Origin of the sequence: Pseudomonas granadensis, assembly GCF_900105485.1 — a bacterium.
GTDB classification, from domain to species: domain Bacteria; phylum Pseudomonadota; class Gammaproteobacteria; order Pseudomonadales; family Pseudomonadaceae; genus Aquipseudomonas; species Aquipseudomonas granadensis.
This window is the reverse complement of sequence record NZ_LT629778.1, coordinates 3674339-3691001: the sequence shown is the minus strand read 5'-3', so window position 1 is coordinate 3691001 and position 16663 is coordinate 3674339. Positions and strand designations below refer to the sequence as shown.

General features: G+C 61.7%; 17 protein-coding genes and 1 pseudogene. 6 read left to right on the top strand and 12 right to left on the bottom strand.

Features of this window, described 5'->3' with window-relative positions; genetic code table 11:
• The first annotated feature begins 60 nt into the window (after positions 1-60).
• A complete protein-coding gene (locus BLU52_RS16285; RefSeq protein ID WP_090284847.1) occupies positions 61-873 on the top strand; it encodes an alpha/beta fold hydrolase in 813 nt (270 codons plus the stop codon).
• Positions 874-1003: 130 nt separating this feature from the next.
• On the opposite strand, the gene dsbG is transcribed toward BLU52_RS16285, so the two are convergent.
• The 4 genes from dsbG to BLU52_RS16265 form a co-directional block, all read right to left on the bottom strand.
• Positions 1004-1774 carry a thiol:disulfide interchange protein DsbG gene (gene dsbG / locus BLU52_RS16280; RefSeq protein ID WP_090284845.1) on the bottom strand — a complete coding sequence of 257 codons (771 nt, stop codon included), beginning with the start codon at positions 1772-1774 and terminating at the stop codon, positions 1004-1006.
• The gene (locus tag BLU52_RS16275; RefSeq protein WP_090284843.1) at positions 1750-2631 is read right to left on the bottom strand and encodes a TlpA disulfide reductase family protein; all 882 of its coding nucleotides are present in this window, start codon (positions 2629-2631) and stop codon (positions 1750-1752) included. Before BLU52_RS16275 ends, dsbG begins: the two co-directional genes overlap by 25 nt.
• Complete coding sequence (gene dsbD, locus BLU52_RS16270; RefSeq protein ID WP_090284841.1) at positions 2631-4364, bottom strand: protein-disulfide reductase DsbD; 1734 nt, start codon at positions 4362-4364, stop codon at positions 2631-2633. The genes BLU52_RS16275 and dsbD overlap by 1 nt, the downstream gene beginning before the upstream one ends.
• Positions 4365-4462: 98 nt before the next feature.
• Positions 4463-5155: a hypothetical protein gene (locus BLU52_RS16265; RefSeq protein WP_090284839.1), complete on the bottom strand. Its 693-nt coding sequence runs from the start codon at positions 5153-5155 to the stop codon at positions 4463-4465.
• A 227-nt stretch (positions 5156-5382) separates the two neighbouring features.
• On the opposite strand from BLU52_RS16265, the gene BLU52_RS16260 reads away from it, so the two are divergent.
• The 5 genes and pseudogenes from BLU52_RS16260 (at position 5383) to BLU52_RS16240 (ending at position 9948) form a co-directional block, all read left to right on the top strand.
• Positions 5383-6063 (top strand): response regulator, encoded by a 681-nt coding sequence (locus tag BLU52_RS16260; protein ID WP_090284837.1) that lies wholly within the window; start codon positions 5383-5385, stop codon positions 6061-6063.
• Positions 6063-7385, top strand: coding sequence for an ATP-binding protein (locus BLU52_RS16255; RefSeq protein WP_090284835.1), 1323 nt, complete (start codon positions 6063-6065; stop codon positions 7383-7385). Before BLU52_RS16260 ends, BLU52_RS16255 begins: the two co-directional genes overlap by 1 nt.
• 216 nt (positions 7386-7601) lie before the next feature.
• Positions 7602-8087, top strand: a complete 486-nt coding sequence (locus BLU52_RS16250; protein WP_090284832.1) for a GNAT family N-acetyltransferase — start codon at positions 7602-7604, stop codon at positions 8085-8087.
• Between the two features lie 142 nt (positions 8088-8229).
• The gene (locus BLU52_RS16245; RefSeq protein ID WP_090284830.1) at positions 8230-9639 is read left to right on the top strand and encodes an aspartate aminotransferase family protein; all 1410 of its coding nucleotides are present in this window, start codon (positions 8230-8232) and stop codon (positions 9637-9639) included.
• An 83-nt stretch (positions 9640-9722) separates the two neighbouring features.
• A pseudogene (locus tag BLU52_RS16240) lies at positions 9723-9948 on the top strand (MbtH family protein).
• A gap of 185 nt (positions 9949-10133) precedes the next feature.
• Here the strand turns inward: BLU52_RS16240 and BLU52_RS16235 are convergent.
• From BLU52_RS16235 to BLU52_RS16200, 8 genes are read right to left on the bottom strand one after another with little or no spacing between them, the layout of a single operon-like run.
• On the bottom strand, positions 10134-11039 hold the full coding sequence (locus BLU52_RS16235) for a metal ABC transporter substrate-binding protein (RefSeq protein WP_090284828.1): 906 nt from the start codon (positions 11037-11039) through the stop codon (positions 10134-10136).
• Positions 11040-11939: a metal ABC transporter permease gene (locus BLU52_RS16230; RefSeq protein WP_090284826.1), complete on the bottom strand. Its 900-nt coding sequence runs from the start codon at positions 11937-11939 to the stop codon at positions 11040-11042.
• The gene (locus BLU52_RS16225) at positions 11939-12787 is read right to left on the bottom strand and encodes a metal ABC transporter ATP-binding protein (RefSeq protein WP_090284824.1); all 849 of its coding nucleotides are present in this window, start codon (positions 12785-12787) and stop codon (positions 11939-11941) included. Before BLU52_RS16225 ends, BLU52_RS16230 begins: the two co-directional genes overlap by 1 nt.
• On the bottom strand, positions 12784-13749 hold the full coding sequence (locus BLU52_RS16220; protein WP_408003537.1) for a metal ABC transporter substrate-binding protein: 966 nt from the start codon (positions 13747-13749) through the stop codon (positions 12784-12786). Before BLU52_RS16220 ends, BLU52_RS16225 begins: the two co-directional genes overlap by 4 nt.
• A complete protein-coding gene (locus BLU52_RS16215) occupies positions 13749-14324 on the bottom strand; it encodes a DUF6162 family protein (RefSeq protein ID WP_090284820.1) in 576 nt (191 codons plus the stop codon). Before BLU52_RS16215 ends, BLU52_RS16220 begins: the two co-directional genes overlap by 1 nt.
• The gene (locus BLU52_RS16210) at positions 14321-14662 is read right to left on the bottom strand and encodes a hypothetical protein (protein ID WP_090284818.1); all 342 of its coding nucleotides are present in this window, start codon (positions 14660-14662) and stop codon (positions 14321-14323) included. Before BLU52_RS16210 ends, BLU52_RS16215 begins: the two co-directional genes overlap by 4 nt.
• Positions 14659-15201 (bottom strand): thiamine pyrophosphate-binding protein, encoded by a 543-nt coding sequence (locus tag BLU52_RS16205; protein WP_090284816.1) that lies wholly within the window; start codon positions 15199-15201, stop codon positions 14659-14661. Before BLU52_RS16205 ends, BLU52_RS16210 begins: the two co-directional genes overlap by 4 nt.
• A complete protein-coding gene (locus tag BLU52_RS16200) occupies positions 15198-16397 on the bottom strand; it encodes a PepSY-associated TM helix domain-containing protein (RefSeq protein WP_090284814.1) in 1200 nt (399 codons plus the stop codon). The genes BLU52_RS16205 and BLU52_RS16200 overlap by 4 nt, the downstream gene beginning before the upstream one ends.
• Positions 16398-16663 lie beyond the last annotated feature (266 nt).

The following is a 16663-nucleotide window of genomic DNA, read 5'->3' as shown; positions in this document are numbered from 1 at the left end:
ACGATCAGCAACCGGCAGCTCAGTCTGCCGGTTCTGTTTTTTTCTCGCGGGGGATGGTCGATGCCTTTTTTTACGGTTGACGGACAAGCGCTGCATTACACCGATCAAGGCGCTGGGCCGGCGGTGCTGCTGGCCGGCAGTTACTTGTGGGATCACGCCATGTGGGCGCCGCAGATCGCCGCGCTGGCGCCGCATTATCGGGTGATTGCGCTGGACCTTTGGGGCCATGGCGAGTCGGGGCGGTTGCCGGAAGGCACCTCGTCACTGGATGACATCGCCCGTCAGGCGCAAGCCTTGCTCGACCATCTGCAGATCGACCGCGTCACGCTGGTAGGCCTGTCGGTCGGCGGCATGTGGGGCGTGCGCCTGGCGCTCTCGGCGCCGCAACGACTCAACTGTCTGGTGCTGATGGACACGTACGTCGGCGTCGAACCCGAGCCGACCCGCCAGTACTATTTCTCGCTGTTCAAGCAGATCGAAGACAGCGGCGAAATTTCCGAACAACTGCTCGATATCGTCGTGCCAATCTTCTTCCGTCCGGGCATCGATCCGCAGTCGGCGCTGTATCAGGATTTTCGCGCGAAACTGGCGGCGTATTCCTCGGATCGACTGCGCGAAAGCATTGTGCCGATGGGGCGTATCACCTTTGGTCGCGATGACTTGCTGCCACGCCTTGGCGAGCTGAATGCAGCAACAACGTTGGTGTTGTGCGGCGATCAGGACAAGCCACGGCCACCGGCAGAAGCCCGCGATATGGCTGAACTGATCGGCTGCCCGTGCGTGTTGGTGCCGGAGGCGGGGCACATCTCCAATCTGGAAAATCCGCCGTTTGTGACTGAAGCACTGCTTGCGTTTCTGGCCGAGCACAACTGATACACCGAGTGATCCCAATCGCGAGCAGGCTCACTCCTACAGTTGATCGCATTTGTGCTGGAGGAATGCGATCAACTGTAGGAGTGAGCCTGCTCGCGATGAGGCCAGTCCAGGCAACGCAAGGCCAGGGTTATTTAGGCCCCAGAATCTTCACCAGTTTCTCCGCCGTCGGCGCCCCTTGCTGTTGTTGCAACTCACCCTTGTCGTCCATATAAAAGATCGCCGGTGTGGCCTGCAACTCAAGGTCTTCCATCAACTGCATGTTCGCCGCCAGCTTGGTCTGCACCGCCACCGGAATATCCTTCAAGGCTTTGAGCGAGCTGCCCTTGCCAGCCTTTTCGTGATCTTCCAGCGCCTTGGCCGGGTCTTTCGCCGCCAGCAGCGCCGCCGATTTGCCCGGGCTGTCTTCGCGAATGATGCCGACCATGATGTGGCGCAATTGCACCTTGCCGGCTTTCACCCACGGCCGCGCCTGCTCCCAGAACATGTTGCAGTACGGGCAGTTCGGATCGCTGAACAAATACACCGTGCGCGGTGCGTCCTTGTTGCCGTCCTGAATCCAGTTGCTTGCCTCGAACCTGGCCCAGACTTCCTTGGCCATCGGCGCGTAGACCAGTTTTTGCAGAGGCTCGCTGCTCAAGTCCTTGCCGTCGGCGTCGTACAGATTACCCAGCAGCACGTGCTTGCCATCCGGCGTCAGGTACAGCGCCATGCCGCGATTCTGGTATTGCGCCGCATAACCACGCAGTCCGTCGGGGGCGTCGAACTGGCCGACGATCTTAGCGCCCTTGGCTTCGATCTGCTTGATCGCGGCGGGCAGTTCTTCAGCAGCCTGCACCGACGGCAAGTGCAGCAGGGCGCCGCTCAGGGTCAAGGTCAGCAGGTGGCGGAGGCGGGGCATGGCAGTTTCCTTGCAGAGGTGGCCGGTGCGGTGGCCGGGTTCGAATGGGGGATCGGCGTGTCGAAACTTTCCAGCGCACGGGCCAGGCTGGCGTTCGACAGTTCACCGAGGTGGCTGCTCAGCAGGCGACCGTCGGGGCTATAGAACAGCGTAGTCGGCAATGCCATCGAACCCACCGCCTGGCCGAGGCGACCGCTGCGGTCGAACAGGACGTTGTTCAGGCTCAGGCCCTGGGTTTCGAGGAAAGTCGCCACGCTTTGCATGCTTTCGGCCTGGTTGACGAACAGAAAGGTCAGGTCCGGGCGTTGTTGTTGGGCATGTTCCAGTACCGGCATTTCGCGCCGGCACGGTGGGCACCAGGTCGCCCACAGATTGATCACCAGCGGCCCGCCCTGATAATCGCTGAGCTGGATGGTTTGCCCGGCCGCGTTGCGCAGGGTGATGTCCGGCAGACGGGTACCTTGTTCGTAAATATTCAGCGACAGCGTCGCCAGCAGCCAGAACGCCACACCGCTGGCCACGCCGAAACCCAGCGGCCGGCGCAGCCCGGGGCGGCGCCAGCCGCGATACAGCGCCGCCAGCAACAGCACGATCACCCCCGGCCAGGCGAGGAAACCGCCGTCACGCAGGTCGATGATCTGCCACGGATCAGCGCGATAGTGCGACCAGTACAGCGCGACAAAGGCCACCCGCGCAGCGAGCATGCCCAGCAAAAACAGGCTGAACAGTGCCGATTCGGGGTTATCGCCACCGCGCTTGGCCACCCGCCAGCCGACAAAAGTCGCCAGCGCCAGGGCGCTGATCAGCAGCAGATGGTTGAGCGCGATGGCAAAGGTGCCGAGGGTCAGAGTGAGCATTAATGGGCGTCTCGGGTAGCGTTCCAGCGTTGCAGGAATGTATCGGCATCGACTTCGCCGGTAATTCGCCGGCTGCGGCGTTCTTCACCGTCGGTGCCGATCCAGACGAAACTCGGTGGCCCTGGCACTTTGTAGCGGCTGAGCAGCTCACGGCTGGCGGCATTGTCAGCTGTGACATCGAGCCGCAGCAGGCGCACATCATTCAACGCCTGCATCACATTGGCCTTGCCGAATACCTGTTTTTCCATGACCTTGCACGACACGCACCAGTCGGCGTAGTAATCGAGCAGCACCCACTGGCCCTGCGCCTTGGCCGCGTCGAGTTCGCGCTGCAACGCCGCCGGCTCGTTGATCGTGGTGAACGCGTCATGCCCGGCTGGCGCTACTGAACCAGCACGGCCAGCGCTGTAGACCTGCAATGGTTGATACGGGTCGTCGCTGCCGCCGGCTGCGCCAATCACCAGCAGACTGCCCCACAACCCGAGCAGCAACGAAGTGGCGCCGAACAACTGCGCGACGCGTCCAAAACCCTCGGACTGCTTCCAGGCGCAGAACGCGGCGATCAACAGCAACGCACCGCACAGGCCCAGCCACAACGATGCATCAATTACCGGGCGCAACATCAACAGCGCAGTGGCAAGAAAGAGGAAACCGAACACGCCTTTGAGCAGGTTCATCCACGCGCCGGGTTTGGGCAGAAAGCGGTTGCCCACGGTCACCAGCAACAGCAACGGCACACCGATACCGATGCCCAGCGAGAACAGAATCAAGCCACCGTGCAAGGCATTGCCGGTCTGCGCGATATACAACAGAGCGCCGGCCAGCGGTGCGGTCATGCACGGGCCGACCAGCAGACCGGACAGCGCACCGAGCACCCCGGCGCCGATCAGGCTGCCACCGCTGCGACTGCGTGAGGCATGTTCGAGGCGATCACGCAGGGCCACCGGCAGTTGCAGTTCGAAGAAGCCGAACATCGGCAGGGCCAATATCACGAAAATCGCCGCGAACGTGCCGAGCAACCAGGGGTTCTGCAACCACGCCTGCAGGTTCGCACCGAGTAGCGCAGCAATGACGCCCATCGCGGCATAGACCAATGCCATGCAAATCACGTAGCTGCCGGCCAGAGCAAAGCCGCGCCGCGGTGTGGCGCCGCTGCCGACCACCATGCCGGCGAGAATCGGCAGCATCGGCAAGGTGCACGGGGTAAAGGCCAATAACAGACCGAGGCCGAAGAACACCAGCAGACTCCAGCCCAGGGCGCGCTGTTGCAGGCTGCTGGCCAGTGCCTCGTCCGCTGCCTGCGCGCCCGGCGCAACGGTCGCCTTGCCGCCAAGATCAATCACGCGGGTTTGCGGTGGATAACATAGACCGGCATCGGCACAGCCTTGATAGCTGACCTTGATCTGACCGCTGGCGGATGTCGGAATTTTCACTTCCAGACCCTGACGGTAGACCGGTTGCTCGCCGAAGAACTCGTCGCTGTGGGACTCGCCTTCTGGCAGCTTCGGCTGTTGATCGGCGGTGAGCCCGTCGAACTTCAACCGTTTCTGATACAGGTAATAGCCGTCGCTGATCTGCCAGAACAGCTGGGTTTCCCCGGACTCGAGACGTTCGGATGTCAGCACGAAAGCTTTGTCGACCGGCAAGAACTCCGGTTTCGTATCGAATGGATTGTTTCCTGCCTGGGCCAGACCCGAGATCAAGAGAGTGAACAAAAGAAAAAAACGACGCATGGAGGAGCCTTGTCCCTGTGCAAGTGAGCGCAGAATGGGCGGCGGCGATTAACCGATAATTAACCCGTATCGTACAAGGCTCTCTCTTGCTCGGCCAATCAGCCGCGCAGCAGTCCGGGCCAGTTCGCTTCGTTGATTGTCTGCGGGCCGGAGACCAGTCGGTCGCTCTGGATGTTGTAAACCAGATACTGATTGTTGGTCAGAAAGATGTACCAGTGGCTGTCGGCGAACGTCCGGTCATTTTGTGCGGCGGTAATGATGCGGTCTTTGTAGGGTTTCAATACGCCCAGTTGATATTCGCCGAACGGCTTGCGCGTCAGGGTTTTTGCTCTGTAATTGAACGACAGATAATGGCCATCATTGAGAATGAAGCGAAACAGAAACGCTTGCCCGGTCAGTTGAAACCAGGTGCCGGCAATGATCTGGTCGAAGTACGGCAGTATCGGTTTCCAGATCGAATCGGCGACTTTCTGAAAACTGGCAACCGCATCTTTATCCTGGTCGTATTTGCAGACCATGGGCGTTGCGCCCTGGTAATGGAATAACCACGCGATGTCTTCATCGCCCGGGGCGTTGAAGCCGATTGACGTGGTGGTGAAACCGAAGCGCAGGTCTTTGATGAATGGGTCGAATTTATCCCAGCTGCCAGCCGTAGAGGCAGGGTAGTTATCGGAGACCTTATTGGCGCCCAGATCAAAGCGAGAGTAGGTCTCGCTGTCCTTGAAAAAGAAATAAATGCGATCCGGGCCGGCACGCCAGTCGATGGCGACGAAGTTGTTTAGTTGAGGCATGTGTATTAAATCCTTTTAACGGTAGTAGAAACGTCACCTGCGAAGGTAAATGAGCGGTGAGGGGCGATACAGGCGCAAAGTGTTTCTTGATGGGTGTACATATTTAAGAAGGTTTCCGGCCTGGTTTGCCTTCCCTCCAGGTTCGGCTTCCCGTCAATGCTGCTGGCGGCCATAATTGCCGCTTAATCCTCGCCTGCTTCACTCGCCTTTTTATTTTCGGAGCGCCCATGCACGTACTGGTTTGCGAAGACGATGAGCTGATCGCCAGCGGCATCGTTGCCGGCCTCACGGCTCAGGGTTTGACGGTCGAGCACGTCAACACCGCATCGAAAGCGCGGGCGATGCTCAAGGTCGCCGAATTCGACGTGATGGTGCTCGACCTCGGTCTGCCCGACGAAGATGGCCTCAAGTTGCTCCAGCAATTGCGACAGGGCGGGCTGGAGATTCCGGTGCTGATACTGACCGCGCGCGACTCGGTGACCGACCGCGTCGACGGCTTGCAGGCCGGGGCGGACGATTACCTGCTCAAGCCGTTTGACCTGCGTGAGCTGTTCGCGCGTCTGCAAACCCTGTTGCGTCGGGTGGCGGGACGCAGCGTCAACCTGATCGAGCACGGCGCGCTGACCTACGACCCGAGCAGCCGCGAAACCACTCTGGCCGGGCAACCGGTCGACTTGTCACGGCGCGAGCAGGCGCTGCTCCAGGCGCTATTGCACAATCGTGGCCGGGTGCTGTCCACCGAGCAGTTGAAGGACAGCGTCTACGGCTTCAACGATGAACTGGAAAGCAACGCGCTGAACGTGCACATCCATCATTTGCGCAGCAAGCTGGGCAAGGGCATCGTCGAAACCGTGCGCGGTCTGGGCTATCGTCTTGGTCCGGCCGACGGTGGAGAGCAAGGCAAGTGATGAGTCTGCGGTTGCGCCTGAGCCTGACCCTCGGCGCCGCGTTTGCCTTGATCTGGGCGCTGGCGGCGGCGTGGATGCTCAGTGATCTGCGCAATCAGATGATGTTTTCCCTCGATCAGCGACTGGTCGCATCGGCGCGGATGGTCGCCGGCCTGCTCGAGCAATTGCCAGCGCTGCCGAGCAAAGGCGAGGGCACTCATTTCAGCGCCGAGCAACTGAATATTCCCGGCGGCATGGCCTGTCAGGTCAGCTCCTTGCGCGGGGAAATCCTCGCGCGCAGTCATAACAATCCGGACCAGGCGCTGGAAGCCGAGAAAATGGGCTTTCACGATCAGATGATCGACGGCGCACCGTGGCGCAGTTTCACCCTCGCGCGGGGTGATGTGCGGATTACCACAGCCGATCGGCAGATCGAGCGTGAGGCGCTGAACATGTCGATCCTGTTGGCGGCGTCGGTGCCGGTCGGTGTGGCGCTGCTCGGTTGTCTGTGCCTGTTGTGGCTGGGCATCGGCCAGGGGCTGGCGCCGCTCAACCGCTTGCGTGAAGCGCTGATGCGGCGCAACGCCGATTCGCTTGAGCCGTTGCAGATTCAGGCGTTTCCCAGCGAGTTGAAACCGTTGCTGGAAACCCAGAACCAGTTGTTCCAGCGCATCGGCAAGACCCTCGAACGTGAACGACGCCTGACCGGCGACGCCGCGCATGAACTGCGCAGCCCGCTCACTGCGATCAAGACCCACCTGCAAGTTGCCCGAATGACCGATGGCAACGCTCGCGATCAGTCGTTGGCGCGGGCCGAGGAGGGCGCCGATCGCCTGCATCGCACCCTCGAGCAGTTATTGTTGCTGGCGCGAGTCGAGGGCAGCCTGTCGTTCGATGACGGCTCGCAATACAGCGCCGAACAAGTCGCACGCCTGGCGATTCAGGACGCCACCGGCGGCGAGCGCACGCGCATCCAGCTGCAACTGCCGACTGATCTGTCGACAGCGCCGCTGCAGATGCCCGCCGCGCTGGCGATTGCCGCGCTGCGTAATCTGCTCGACAACGCCCTGCGCCATACCGCCGAGGAATGCAGGGTCGAGTTGAGTCTGATAACCGTCGGCAACCGCGTGCGTTTCGTCGTCCGCGATCATGGTCCGGGAATTGCCCCGGATGATCTGCAACACCTGACGCAACGCTTCTGGCGCAACGGCCAGAGCACCGGTTGCGGCCTCGGTCTGGCGATCGTTCAGGCGATCGTCCAGCGCTGCGACTGTGCGCTGCATTTCGACAGTCGCGCGGATGGCTTGCGGGTTGAGCTGACCATGCCGTTGCAACGCGTCTGAACCCTCCACAAATCCCTGTAGGCGTGAGCCTGCTCGCGATAGCGTCCGGTCAGTTGATGATGCGGTCGACTGACGGACCGTCATCGCGGGCAGGCTCACTCCTACAAAGGCTCGGTGTTCTGACACATCAAATGTAACTTCTCGGCGTTCGCTATCCGCTCGGGGTGGGCGTAAGGTCGACGCAGCTTTTACTCAATGGATTGAGGGAACTGCGCCATGGAAGCGTCCATCTGCATCAGCCCGGCCACCCTGGCCGACGCCGGCCTTATCAGCCGTATCATCGAACGTTCGATCCGCTTCGGCTGTGCGCACGATCACCGCAACGACCCTTCACTCGTCAGCCGCTGGCTCGGCCTTCAATCGGCCGATGTCATCAGCGCCCGGCTCGCCGACCCGCAGTTTTACCTGTGCATCGCGTTGCTTGATGACAAGCCGGTCGGCGTCGGCATGGCGAACGATGGCGGCGAGATTCTGCTGTGTCATGTCCAGCCGGAATCGTTTCGCCGCGGGGCCGGGCGCGCGTTGATGGGGGATCTGGAGGGTTGGCTGCTGATTCGTGGTGTGCTGCAGGCGCAGCTCAATAGTACGCGTACGGGCCAGGCGTTTTATCGGCATCTGGGCTATCGCGCAGCCACTGCGCTTTGCCAATGCCATGGCTTGCAGGTGCAGCCCATGCACAAGCCTTTGGTGTTGCCGGTCTGACAACCCGGTCAAGGGCTAAATCCTCGACGCCCTTAAGCGTTTCCAGAACAGGAAAACCTGCCAGTGCGCCCCTTGACCGGAACGCGCAGTTGTCCGGCGTGCCGTTTGGGTCGCTATCCATAGTTCATTGAGGGGTCGAGAAATGTCAGTCGCCACCAGCCTTATCGAAGAGTCGGTCCGGGTTACCTCGGCGCCGGTCGAAACGTTGTACCAGTTCGAAGAATCGCCACTGCTCGCGCGCCAGGCGCAACAGGAGTCGAATGCGCGCAGTTATCCGCGGCGCATTCCGCTGGCGCTCAAACGCGCCAAGGGCCTGTATGTCGAAGACGTCGAGGGTCGCCGCTTCATCGACTGCCTGGCCGGCGCCGGTACGCTGGCGCTGGGGCACAATCACCCGGTGGTGATCGAGGCGATCCAGCAGGTGCTGGCTGATGAATTGCCCTTGCACACCCTCGACCTGACGACGCCGGTCAAGGATCAGTTCGTCCAGGACCTGTTCGGCCTGCTGCCACCCGCGCTCGCAGCGCAAGCAAAAATCCAGTTCTGCGGGCCGACCGGCACTGACGCGGTGGAAGCCGCGCTGAAACTGGCGCGCACGGCCACGGGGCGGAGCACGGTGTTGTCGTTTTCCGGTGGTTATCACGGCATGAGTCAGGGCGCTTTGAGTCTGATGGGCAGCCTGGGCCCGAAAAAACCGCTGGGTGCCTTGCTCAGCACCGGCGTGCAGTTCATGCCGTTTCCGTATGACTACCGTTGCCCGTTCGGCCTCGGCGGTGCGGCGGGGGTGAAAGCCAACCTGAGTTATCTGGAAAACCTGCTCAACGACCCCGAAGCCGGTGTGCAGTTGCCCGCCGCGGTCATCGTTGAAGCGGTGCAGGGCGAGGGCGGCGTTATTCCCGCCGATATCGAGTGGTTGCGCGGCCTGCGCCGGATCACCGAGCAGGCTGGCGTGGCGTTGATCGTCGACGAGATCCAGAGCGGTTTCGCCCGCACCGGCAAGATGTTTGCCTTCGAGCACGCCGGCATCATTCCGGATGTGGTGGTGCTGTCGAAAGCCATCGGCGGCAGCCTGCCGCTGGCGGTGGTGGTCTATCGCGACTGGCTCGACACCTGGCAGCCGGGCGCTCACGCCGGCACCTTCCGCGGCAATCAGATGGCCATGGCAGCCGGTTCTGCGGTGATGCGCTATCTGCTCGAACACAAGGTCTGCGAGCACGCCGCCGCCATGGGCGCAAGGCTGAGCGAGCACCTGCACATCCTGCAACGCGACTTCCCGCAACTGGGCGATATCCGCGGCCGCGGCCTGATGCTTGGCGTCGAACTGGTCGACCCCAACGGCGCAGTGGATGCCCTTGGCCATCCGCCGGCATTTGCTCGTCTGGCACCCCTGGTGCAGCGCGAATGCCTCAAGCGTGGCCTGATCCTCGAGTTGGGCGGGCGGCATGGCGCGGTAGTGCGGTTCCTGCCGCCATTGGTGATCACCGCCGCTGAGATCGACCGCGTCGCCGAGATCTTCGGCCGCGCTTTGGCGGCGGCGACGGCGGCACTGTAAATTTTTCGCCGCGCCGAACGTTCTTTCTACATACCCGGCTGCACCGCGCGTGCGGCCCACCCTTACAACGATGGAGAAGCAGCATGACGTCAGTATTCGACCGCGAGGACATCCTCTTTCAAGTCGTGGTCAACCACGAAGAGCAATACTCGATCTGGCCGGATTACAAAGCCGTACCAGAGGGCTGGCGCACCGTGGGCAAGAGCGGCCTGAAAAAAAGAATGCCTGGCCTACATCGAGGAAGTCTGGACCGACATGCGCCCGCTGAGCCTGCGTCAGAAAATGGAAGCGCAGGCCGCTGCCCAATAAGCTGCCGGGCAAAAAGAAACCCGCTCGACCTCTGAGGGACAGCGGGTTTTTTCATGGCTGGATTTTGTGCCATCAGGTCTGGCCTCATCGCTAGCAGGCTAGCTCCCACAGGGGTTTAGCGGTGAACACCAAGCCCTGTGGGAGCCAGCCTGCTGGCGATGAACGATAACCCGGTCAGACTGAAATTACGCTCCGCTCAACCCTTTGATCAGCGCATCGACATTGCCTTCCAGTTCCGCCACCGGATCTACCGCATCGGTGCTCAATACCAGCAAGCGGCTGCCCGATTCGGCAATCGCCGCCGTCACCGCTTCCGATGGCTGACGATGATGCAGCACCACCGCGACGTCGTTGTCCTTGAGGGTCGCGGTGAGTTTCTTCAGATCCTCAGCCGTCCATTCTGCGTCGGGTCGCGCATCCTGACCGATCAGCTCCAGATTGAGGCTGCCGATCAGATAGCCGAAGTGATCGCTCAAACTCATCACGCTGAGGTTATCTGCACGGGCCAGGCGCGCCTCGCTGTCGGCGCTGAGCTTGAGCAAGCGTTGTTTCAGCGTCGCCAGATTCGCCTCGATTTTCGCTTTGGCGCCCGGTGCCAGGCGCACCAGATCAGCCGCCATTACATCGGCCATGCGTCCCATGTTGTTGCTGGCCAGCCATGGCTGACTGTTCAAACCATCGACTTTGAGATCTGGCTGTACGGCAATGCCGGGCAGGGCGCCGTCGACCGGGCGCGCCGCGTCGACTTCGACGATGCGGATATTGCTGCGCCGGGCGATCGGGTACAGCTGATCATCCGGCCATAGCGAGCGCACGCCTATCACCGCGTCGGCATCGCTGGCCAGTTTGCTCAGGGCTGGCGCGCCACGCCCGGTGAAGTAGGCGCTCTGCCGGCTGCCCGGCAGGTTCGCCGGTGCCGCACGTTCAAGGCTGACATCCGTACCCTTGAGCAGAACCTCGCCCAGACCATAGGTAATCGGCAACGAGGCCAAAACCCGCAGCGGTTTGGCGTTTTCGGCGGCCGACAACGGCGTGCTGACCATGCCGCACAGGGCCAGGGCCAGGGTCAGTTTGCGCAATGAAAAGATCATTTATCCAAGATTCCCTTTCAGGCTGGGGACAACGCCGCGGGCAACGGCGGCGAGGGCGAAGGCGATGCCGGCGACCAGAATGATCGCGGCGCCGGACGGGATCGGCAGATCGAATACGATCGGCGCGAGAATCCCGCACAGCGTGCTGACCGTGGCGATCAGCACCGAACACCAGAAAAAGCCCTTGAGCGACTGGCTGAGCAAGCGGGCAGCGGCAGCCGGAATCACCAGCAAGGCACCGACCAGAATCGCGCCGATAACTTTTACCGCCGCTACGGTGATCAAGGTCACCAGAATCACGAACAGATAATCCAGGGTCTTCACCGCTACGCCACGCACCGCCGCCAGTTGCGGGTTGAAACTGGCCAGCATGATGCGGTTGTACAGCGGCAAGGCGAGGGCCATGACCAGCGAGCCGACAATCGCCAACACCGCAATGTCGTTGCCGTTGACCGTCAGCACCGAACCGAACAGCACGTTCTCGAGAATGTGCACGTTGATCCTGCCGGCGAGAATCAGCAGCAGACTTGCCCCCAATGCCAGCGACACCGAAAGGAACACGCCGATCAACGTGTCCGGTGCCAGACCCGTGCGGTTGCGCAGATAGTTGAGCAGGATGCCGAACAGCAGGCAGTAGCCGAACAGGGCGCCATAGGGGCCGGTGTAAGGTTCGCCGAGCAGAATGCCGATGGCCACACCGGTCAACGCCGCGTGGCCGACGGCTTCGGAGAAAAACGCAAAGCGCTTGACCACTACCAGCGTGCCGAGGCCGCCGAGCACCGGGCCGATCAACAGGCCGGCGAGCAACGCATTGACCACAAACCCGTAGGCCAGCGCTTCCGGCAAATAACCGGAAGAGGCCCAGCCTTGCACCATCAAACGAAAGGCTTCGTAACTCATCAGGCAGCGCTCCGTGGATGGGTAGAAAACAGGCTGAGCAGCCGTTCCGGGGTCAGCGCCTGTTGCGGCGTGGCGTCGAACAGCACGCGACGATTGAGCCCGGTGACCTGATCGGCCAAACGGCCGACCGCTTCCAGATCGTGCTCGATCCACAGCACCGTAATACCCGCCGCGCGCCAGTCACCGAGCAGGCGTTCGAATACCTGAATCCCGGCCTCATCGAGGGCCGACATCGGTTCATCCAGCACCAGCAGTTGCGGCGCCGGAATCAGCCCCTGCGCGAGCAAAACGCGCTGACGTTCGCCACCGGACAGTGCGCCCATGCGCCGCTTGCGCTTGTCCTGCATGCCGACGCGCTCCAGCGCATCACCGATGGCGGTGGCGTAGCGCTTGCTCAGACCGAGAAATGCCGGGCGGCGCTGACACATCGCCGCCATGAAATCGTCGACCGTCATTGGCAAGCCGCGATCGAACTCCAGCGCCTGCGGCACATAACCGATGGTGCCCGGCGCTCCGGGCCACTGCAGACTGAGCTGACCCTGATGGGGCATCTGCCCAAGCAAGGTCTTGATCAGCGAACTCTTGCCGCCGCCGTTCGGGCCGACCAGCGCATGCACGCTGCCGGGCTTCACCTGGAAGGTGACCTTGTCGAGAATGGTCGTGCGGCCCAGGGTCAGACTGATATCTGCAAATTCAAGAGTCGGCCCCGTAACCTGTAGGAGTGAGCCTGCTCGCGATAGCGGTGTGTCATTCAACAATGATGTCGGCTGACCCGGCGCCATCGCGACCAGGCTCACTCCTACAGGGGATTTGGTGTTTTCTGAAGAAAGGGTTTCCTTTGAAGTCATGCGCCAGACTCCTGAATCGCCCGGACTACGGTGTTGAGGTTGCCGGTCATTTCCTTTTCGTACTTGTCGGCGGTGTATTCGCCATAGGAAATGTGCGACAGCGGATACAGCTTCACCCCGGACTCACGCTGAATGGTGTCGACATAAGTGGACGGGAAATCCATCTCCGAAAAGATCACCTTCACGTCCAGCTCGCGCAGTTGATCGATGGTCTTTTTCAACTGACTCGGGCTTGGCTCGATGCCGTGGGCCGGCTCGACCACCGCGGTGACCTCCAGGCCAAATTCGCGCAGCAGGTAGTCATACGCCGCGTGCACCGTGGCGACGCGCAATTCGGCGTTGGGTGCCTGGGTCAGTTTCGCCAGAGCGTCGGCGCGCATCTGTCGCAGGCGTTTGCCATAGGCGCGAGCGTTCTGCGTGTAGGTCTTGGCGTTGTCCGGATCGAGTTTGCCCAGTTCGCGGGCGATGTTGTTGACCTGGGCGATGGAAGCGCTGATCGACAGGAACGTGTGCGGATTGACCACCTTGCCGGCGCCGCGCGCGGCCACCCCGGTGGCCGCCAGCAGCGGGACGTTTTCGTTGGCTTCGATGGTCTTGATGTTCGGTGTTTCGCTGGCGGCGATCATGCGATCGGCGAAGTCGTCATGGCCGACGCCGTTGAGCACGATGACATCCAGTCCGCTGATGCGCTTGATGTCCTCGGCGCGCGGCTCATAGGCGTGCGGGTTGAAACCGGCGGGAATCAGCGGCACCACTTCGGCCTTGTCGCCGACGATGTTCGCCACATAGCTGTAATACGGGTGCAGGGTGATGCCGATGCGCAGGCGCTTGGCCTGATCGGCGCTGACCAGCGGGCTGAGCAGGCAGGCGCAGAGGCCGAGCAGAAACGAACGCAGCAACGGACGGCGAGGTAATGAAATGGACATGGGCAAGCAGTCTTCTCTCGAAAATGGGCGAGGCATCAATGGCGATGTTCGCGGGTTACCCCGGCATCGTATTGCGCGACAATCTGTTTCCAGCCAGCGGCGGCGAGGGCCGCGTCGGTCAATTCGGCCGGTGTTTGAAGATCCGCGCCACGGTTGAGCCAGATGTCCGGCGCCGCCTGGTCATCGCCGCTCAGGCGCATCAGGAACGAACCGGCGACGCTGGTCGACTGGCTGTGACCGAAGTAGGCGGTGTCGCCCAGCAGTTGCCAGGCATGTCCGCCGCGGCTGACCGAACTCGCATCGCGGGCAAACGGCGCAAACCCTTCGTCCGCCAGAGTTTGCGGCGTCGGCAGCGCTTGCTGTTCTTCACGCAGCAGACGGATTTCATCGAGAGTCACGCGCAGATCGGCATAGATGCCTTGTTCGGACGCGGTGAGGTCGCGGCGGGCGTCGAGCTGATTGCTGGCCACCGGCTCCGGCTCGTGGGACAACCCGCGCCAAGCCACCACGGAACCGGCAATTGCCAGAATCAACAGGCACAGCAGCAAGACATTCAGGGTTTCGTGACCGGCGCCGGCCGGGCGCACGATTTGCGTGGTTGGCGTACTCATGGGGCCTGGATATCCGCTTGGTCGATTTCGACCACATGGCCGGGGCCAGCGTCGAACAGTACGTAGAATTCGGAGCCGGGCTTTTTGAAGGTCAGGGTCGAATCGGCGCCGAGCTTGCCCGGCACCAGGATGGTTTCGTCATAGCCGATCACATCGAGGGTTACCCCAGGGGCGCCGCTGCCGTCGGAAAAGCCGCCGGTGCATTTGATCTGTTCGGCGTCGATGGCTTTGCATTCGCACATCGGGTTATGCGCCAGTGCGCCAGTGCTGAAAGCGGCGCTCAGTATCAGCAACGCGGCGCTGAAGTGCAGGCGTGAAGCACGTTGAAAGCGAGTCATGGTCGGGCTCCTTGTTTGTTCAGCCAGTCGAGGGTGGCGGGCGAGGCCTGGCTCAGGGGAATAGAGGCCTGATGCATGCTGCCGTCCCAGCCTTCCATGGTGATCCACAGTTCGGCATCGGCTTTGGTTTTTTCCGGCACGGGCAATTGCGCGCCCATGCGATAGGGCGTGCCGAAGAACAGCGCGCCGGCTGCGCGCAGGCTGCGCGGTTTGCCGATCCGCAGGTAGGTGGCCTTGACCTGGTCGATGCAGGCCTCGCAGAGCGCAGCGTTAAAACCTTTCATGTAGCCGGCCGGGCCTTCCAGGCGCGGCGCTTCGTTGCGCAGTTCGGCCAGACGCAGGCTCCAGGGTCCGACGGCGATTTCGCCGACTTCGCGCTCACCCAGACCGATATCGCCGCGAAACAGCGCGGCATCGGCGAAGTATTTGGGCATGAAGCCCAACGGAATCAGCAACAGCAGAACGTTGATGTGGAAGCGCCACTTATGCCAGAACCGGCTCAGGCGCGAGGGTTGCGGTGCCGCAATGGACTTGCTCACGGGTTGACCTCCGCAGGTTCACGATTGATGGCCGGTTGCGCCGTCACGCGGGTTTTCTTCGATTCACGCTTGAGCGCATTGGCGGTGGCCAGTGCGGTGCGTTTGGTCCAGATCAACAGGCCGCTGAGCACCATCATGCTCAGCACCAGACCGAAGAAGAACCAGATCAGCTTGATCCACAACCCGCCGAAGTCGCCGGTGTGCAGGGGGCGCATGGATTCGGTGACGAACTCCAGCGCAGTGCGATCGGACAACAGTCGCGAAGCGGCCAGATCACCATTGAACGGGTTGAGCGTGGCGGACTGGAACATCAGCGGATACCAGCCACGGCCACCGAGGTTCATATGGCTGTAGGCATTGCCCGGCAGGCTGACGAAGCTGACTTCCAGGCCGGGGATTTTCTGCTGTGCGACTTCAATCGCGCGGTCGAGGCTGATGCGCGGCGGTGGTGTGCCGTCGGCGGAGATCGGCACCGCTTCACGGGCCATCGCCGGAATGACCGGCTCGCTGGAAATGGAAATGTGATTGTCGAACAGCAGCGCTTCGATCAGGAACCAGATGCCGGTGATCGAGATCACCGCGATGAACCAGATCGACCAGATGCCGCTGAGGCGGTGGAAATCGCCCCAGAAGATCCGCGCTCCGTGGCGAAAGCGCAGGGTCGGGCGGAAGAAGCCTTTCCAGAAGCGTTTATAGACCACCAGCCCGGTAATCAGCGAAGCCAGCAACGGCAAACCGAGGAACGACACCAGATACCAGCCCCAGCTGAAGCCGTTGGTGAACGGCACCAGCCACCAGCCATGCAGCGCACGGGTGAAGGCTTTGAAGTTGAAGTCCGGCGCGCCGCCCTGAATGACCCCGGTATAGGGATTGACGTAAACGGTCTGCGAACGCCCGTCGGGGTAGCTGACGTTCACGTCGAGAGCAAAGTGCGACTCGTCGGGCCGGCTGATGCGCTGCACCACGGTTTGCGGTTCGGCCTGCTTGATCGCAGCCAGAATCTGGTCGTAGCTGAGCCGTGGCGCATCGTCCGCCGGCTGGCTGGCGCGCATCTGCGGGTTGGCCAGCCAGACGATTTCCTGGCTGACCACCGCCAGCGTGCCGGTGACACAGACGATCAGCACAAAGAACCAAATGGGCAAAGCGAGCCAGCTATGCACCAGGAACCACAGTTTGGAACGGGATTTCTTCGACATGGTTGCGCGTCTTGTTTTCGGTGAAAGGGGCATGACTACGGGCTTCGCAGCGCTGTTTCCCTGGAAGGTCCGGCCGTGGCTTTTGCCTACGCGGCCGGCCCGCATCTATATAAGACGGATGAGCGCGGCAAATACCGATAAACGATATGAAAGTAAATGTTTCGCGTTTCCACCAAGCGCAACCGCCCTGTAGGAGTGAGCCTGCTCGCGATAGCGGTCTGTCAGACAGAGCAACTCCGACAGATACACCGCGATCGCGAGCAGGC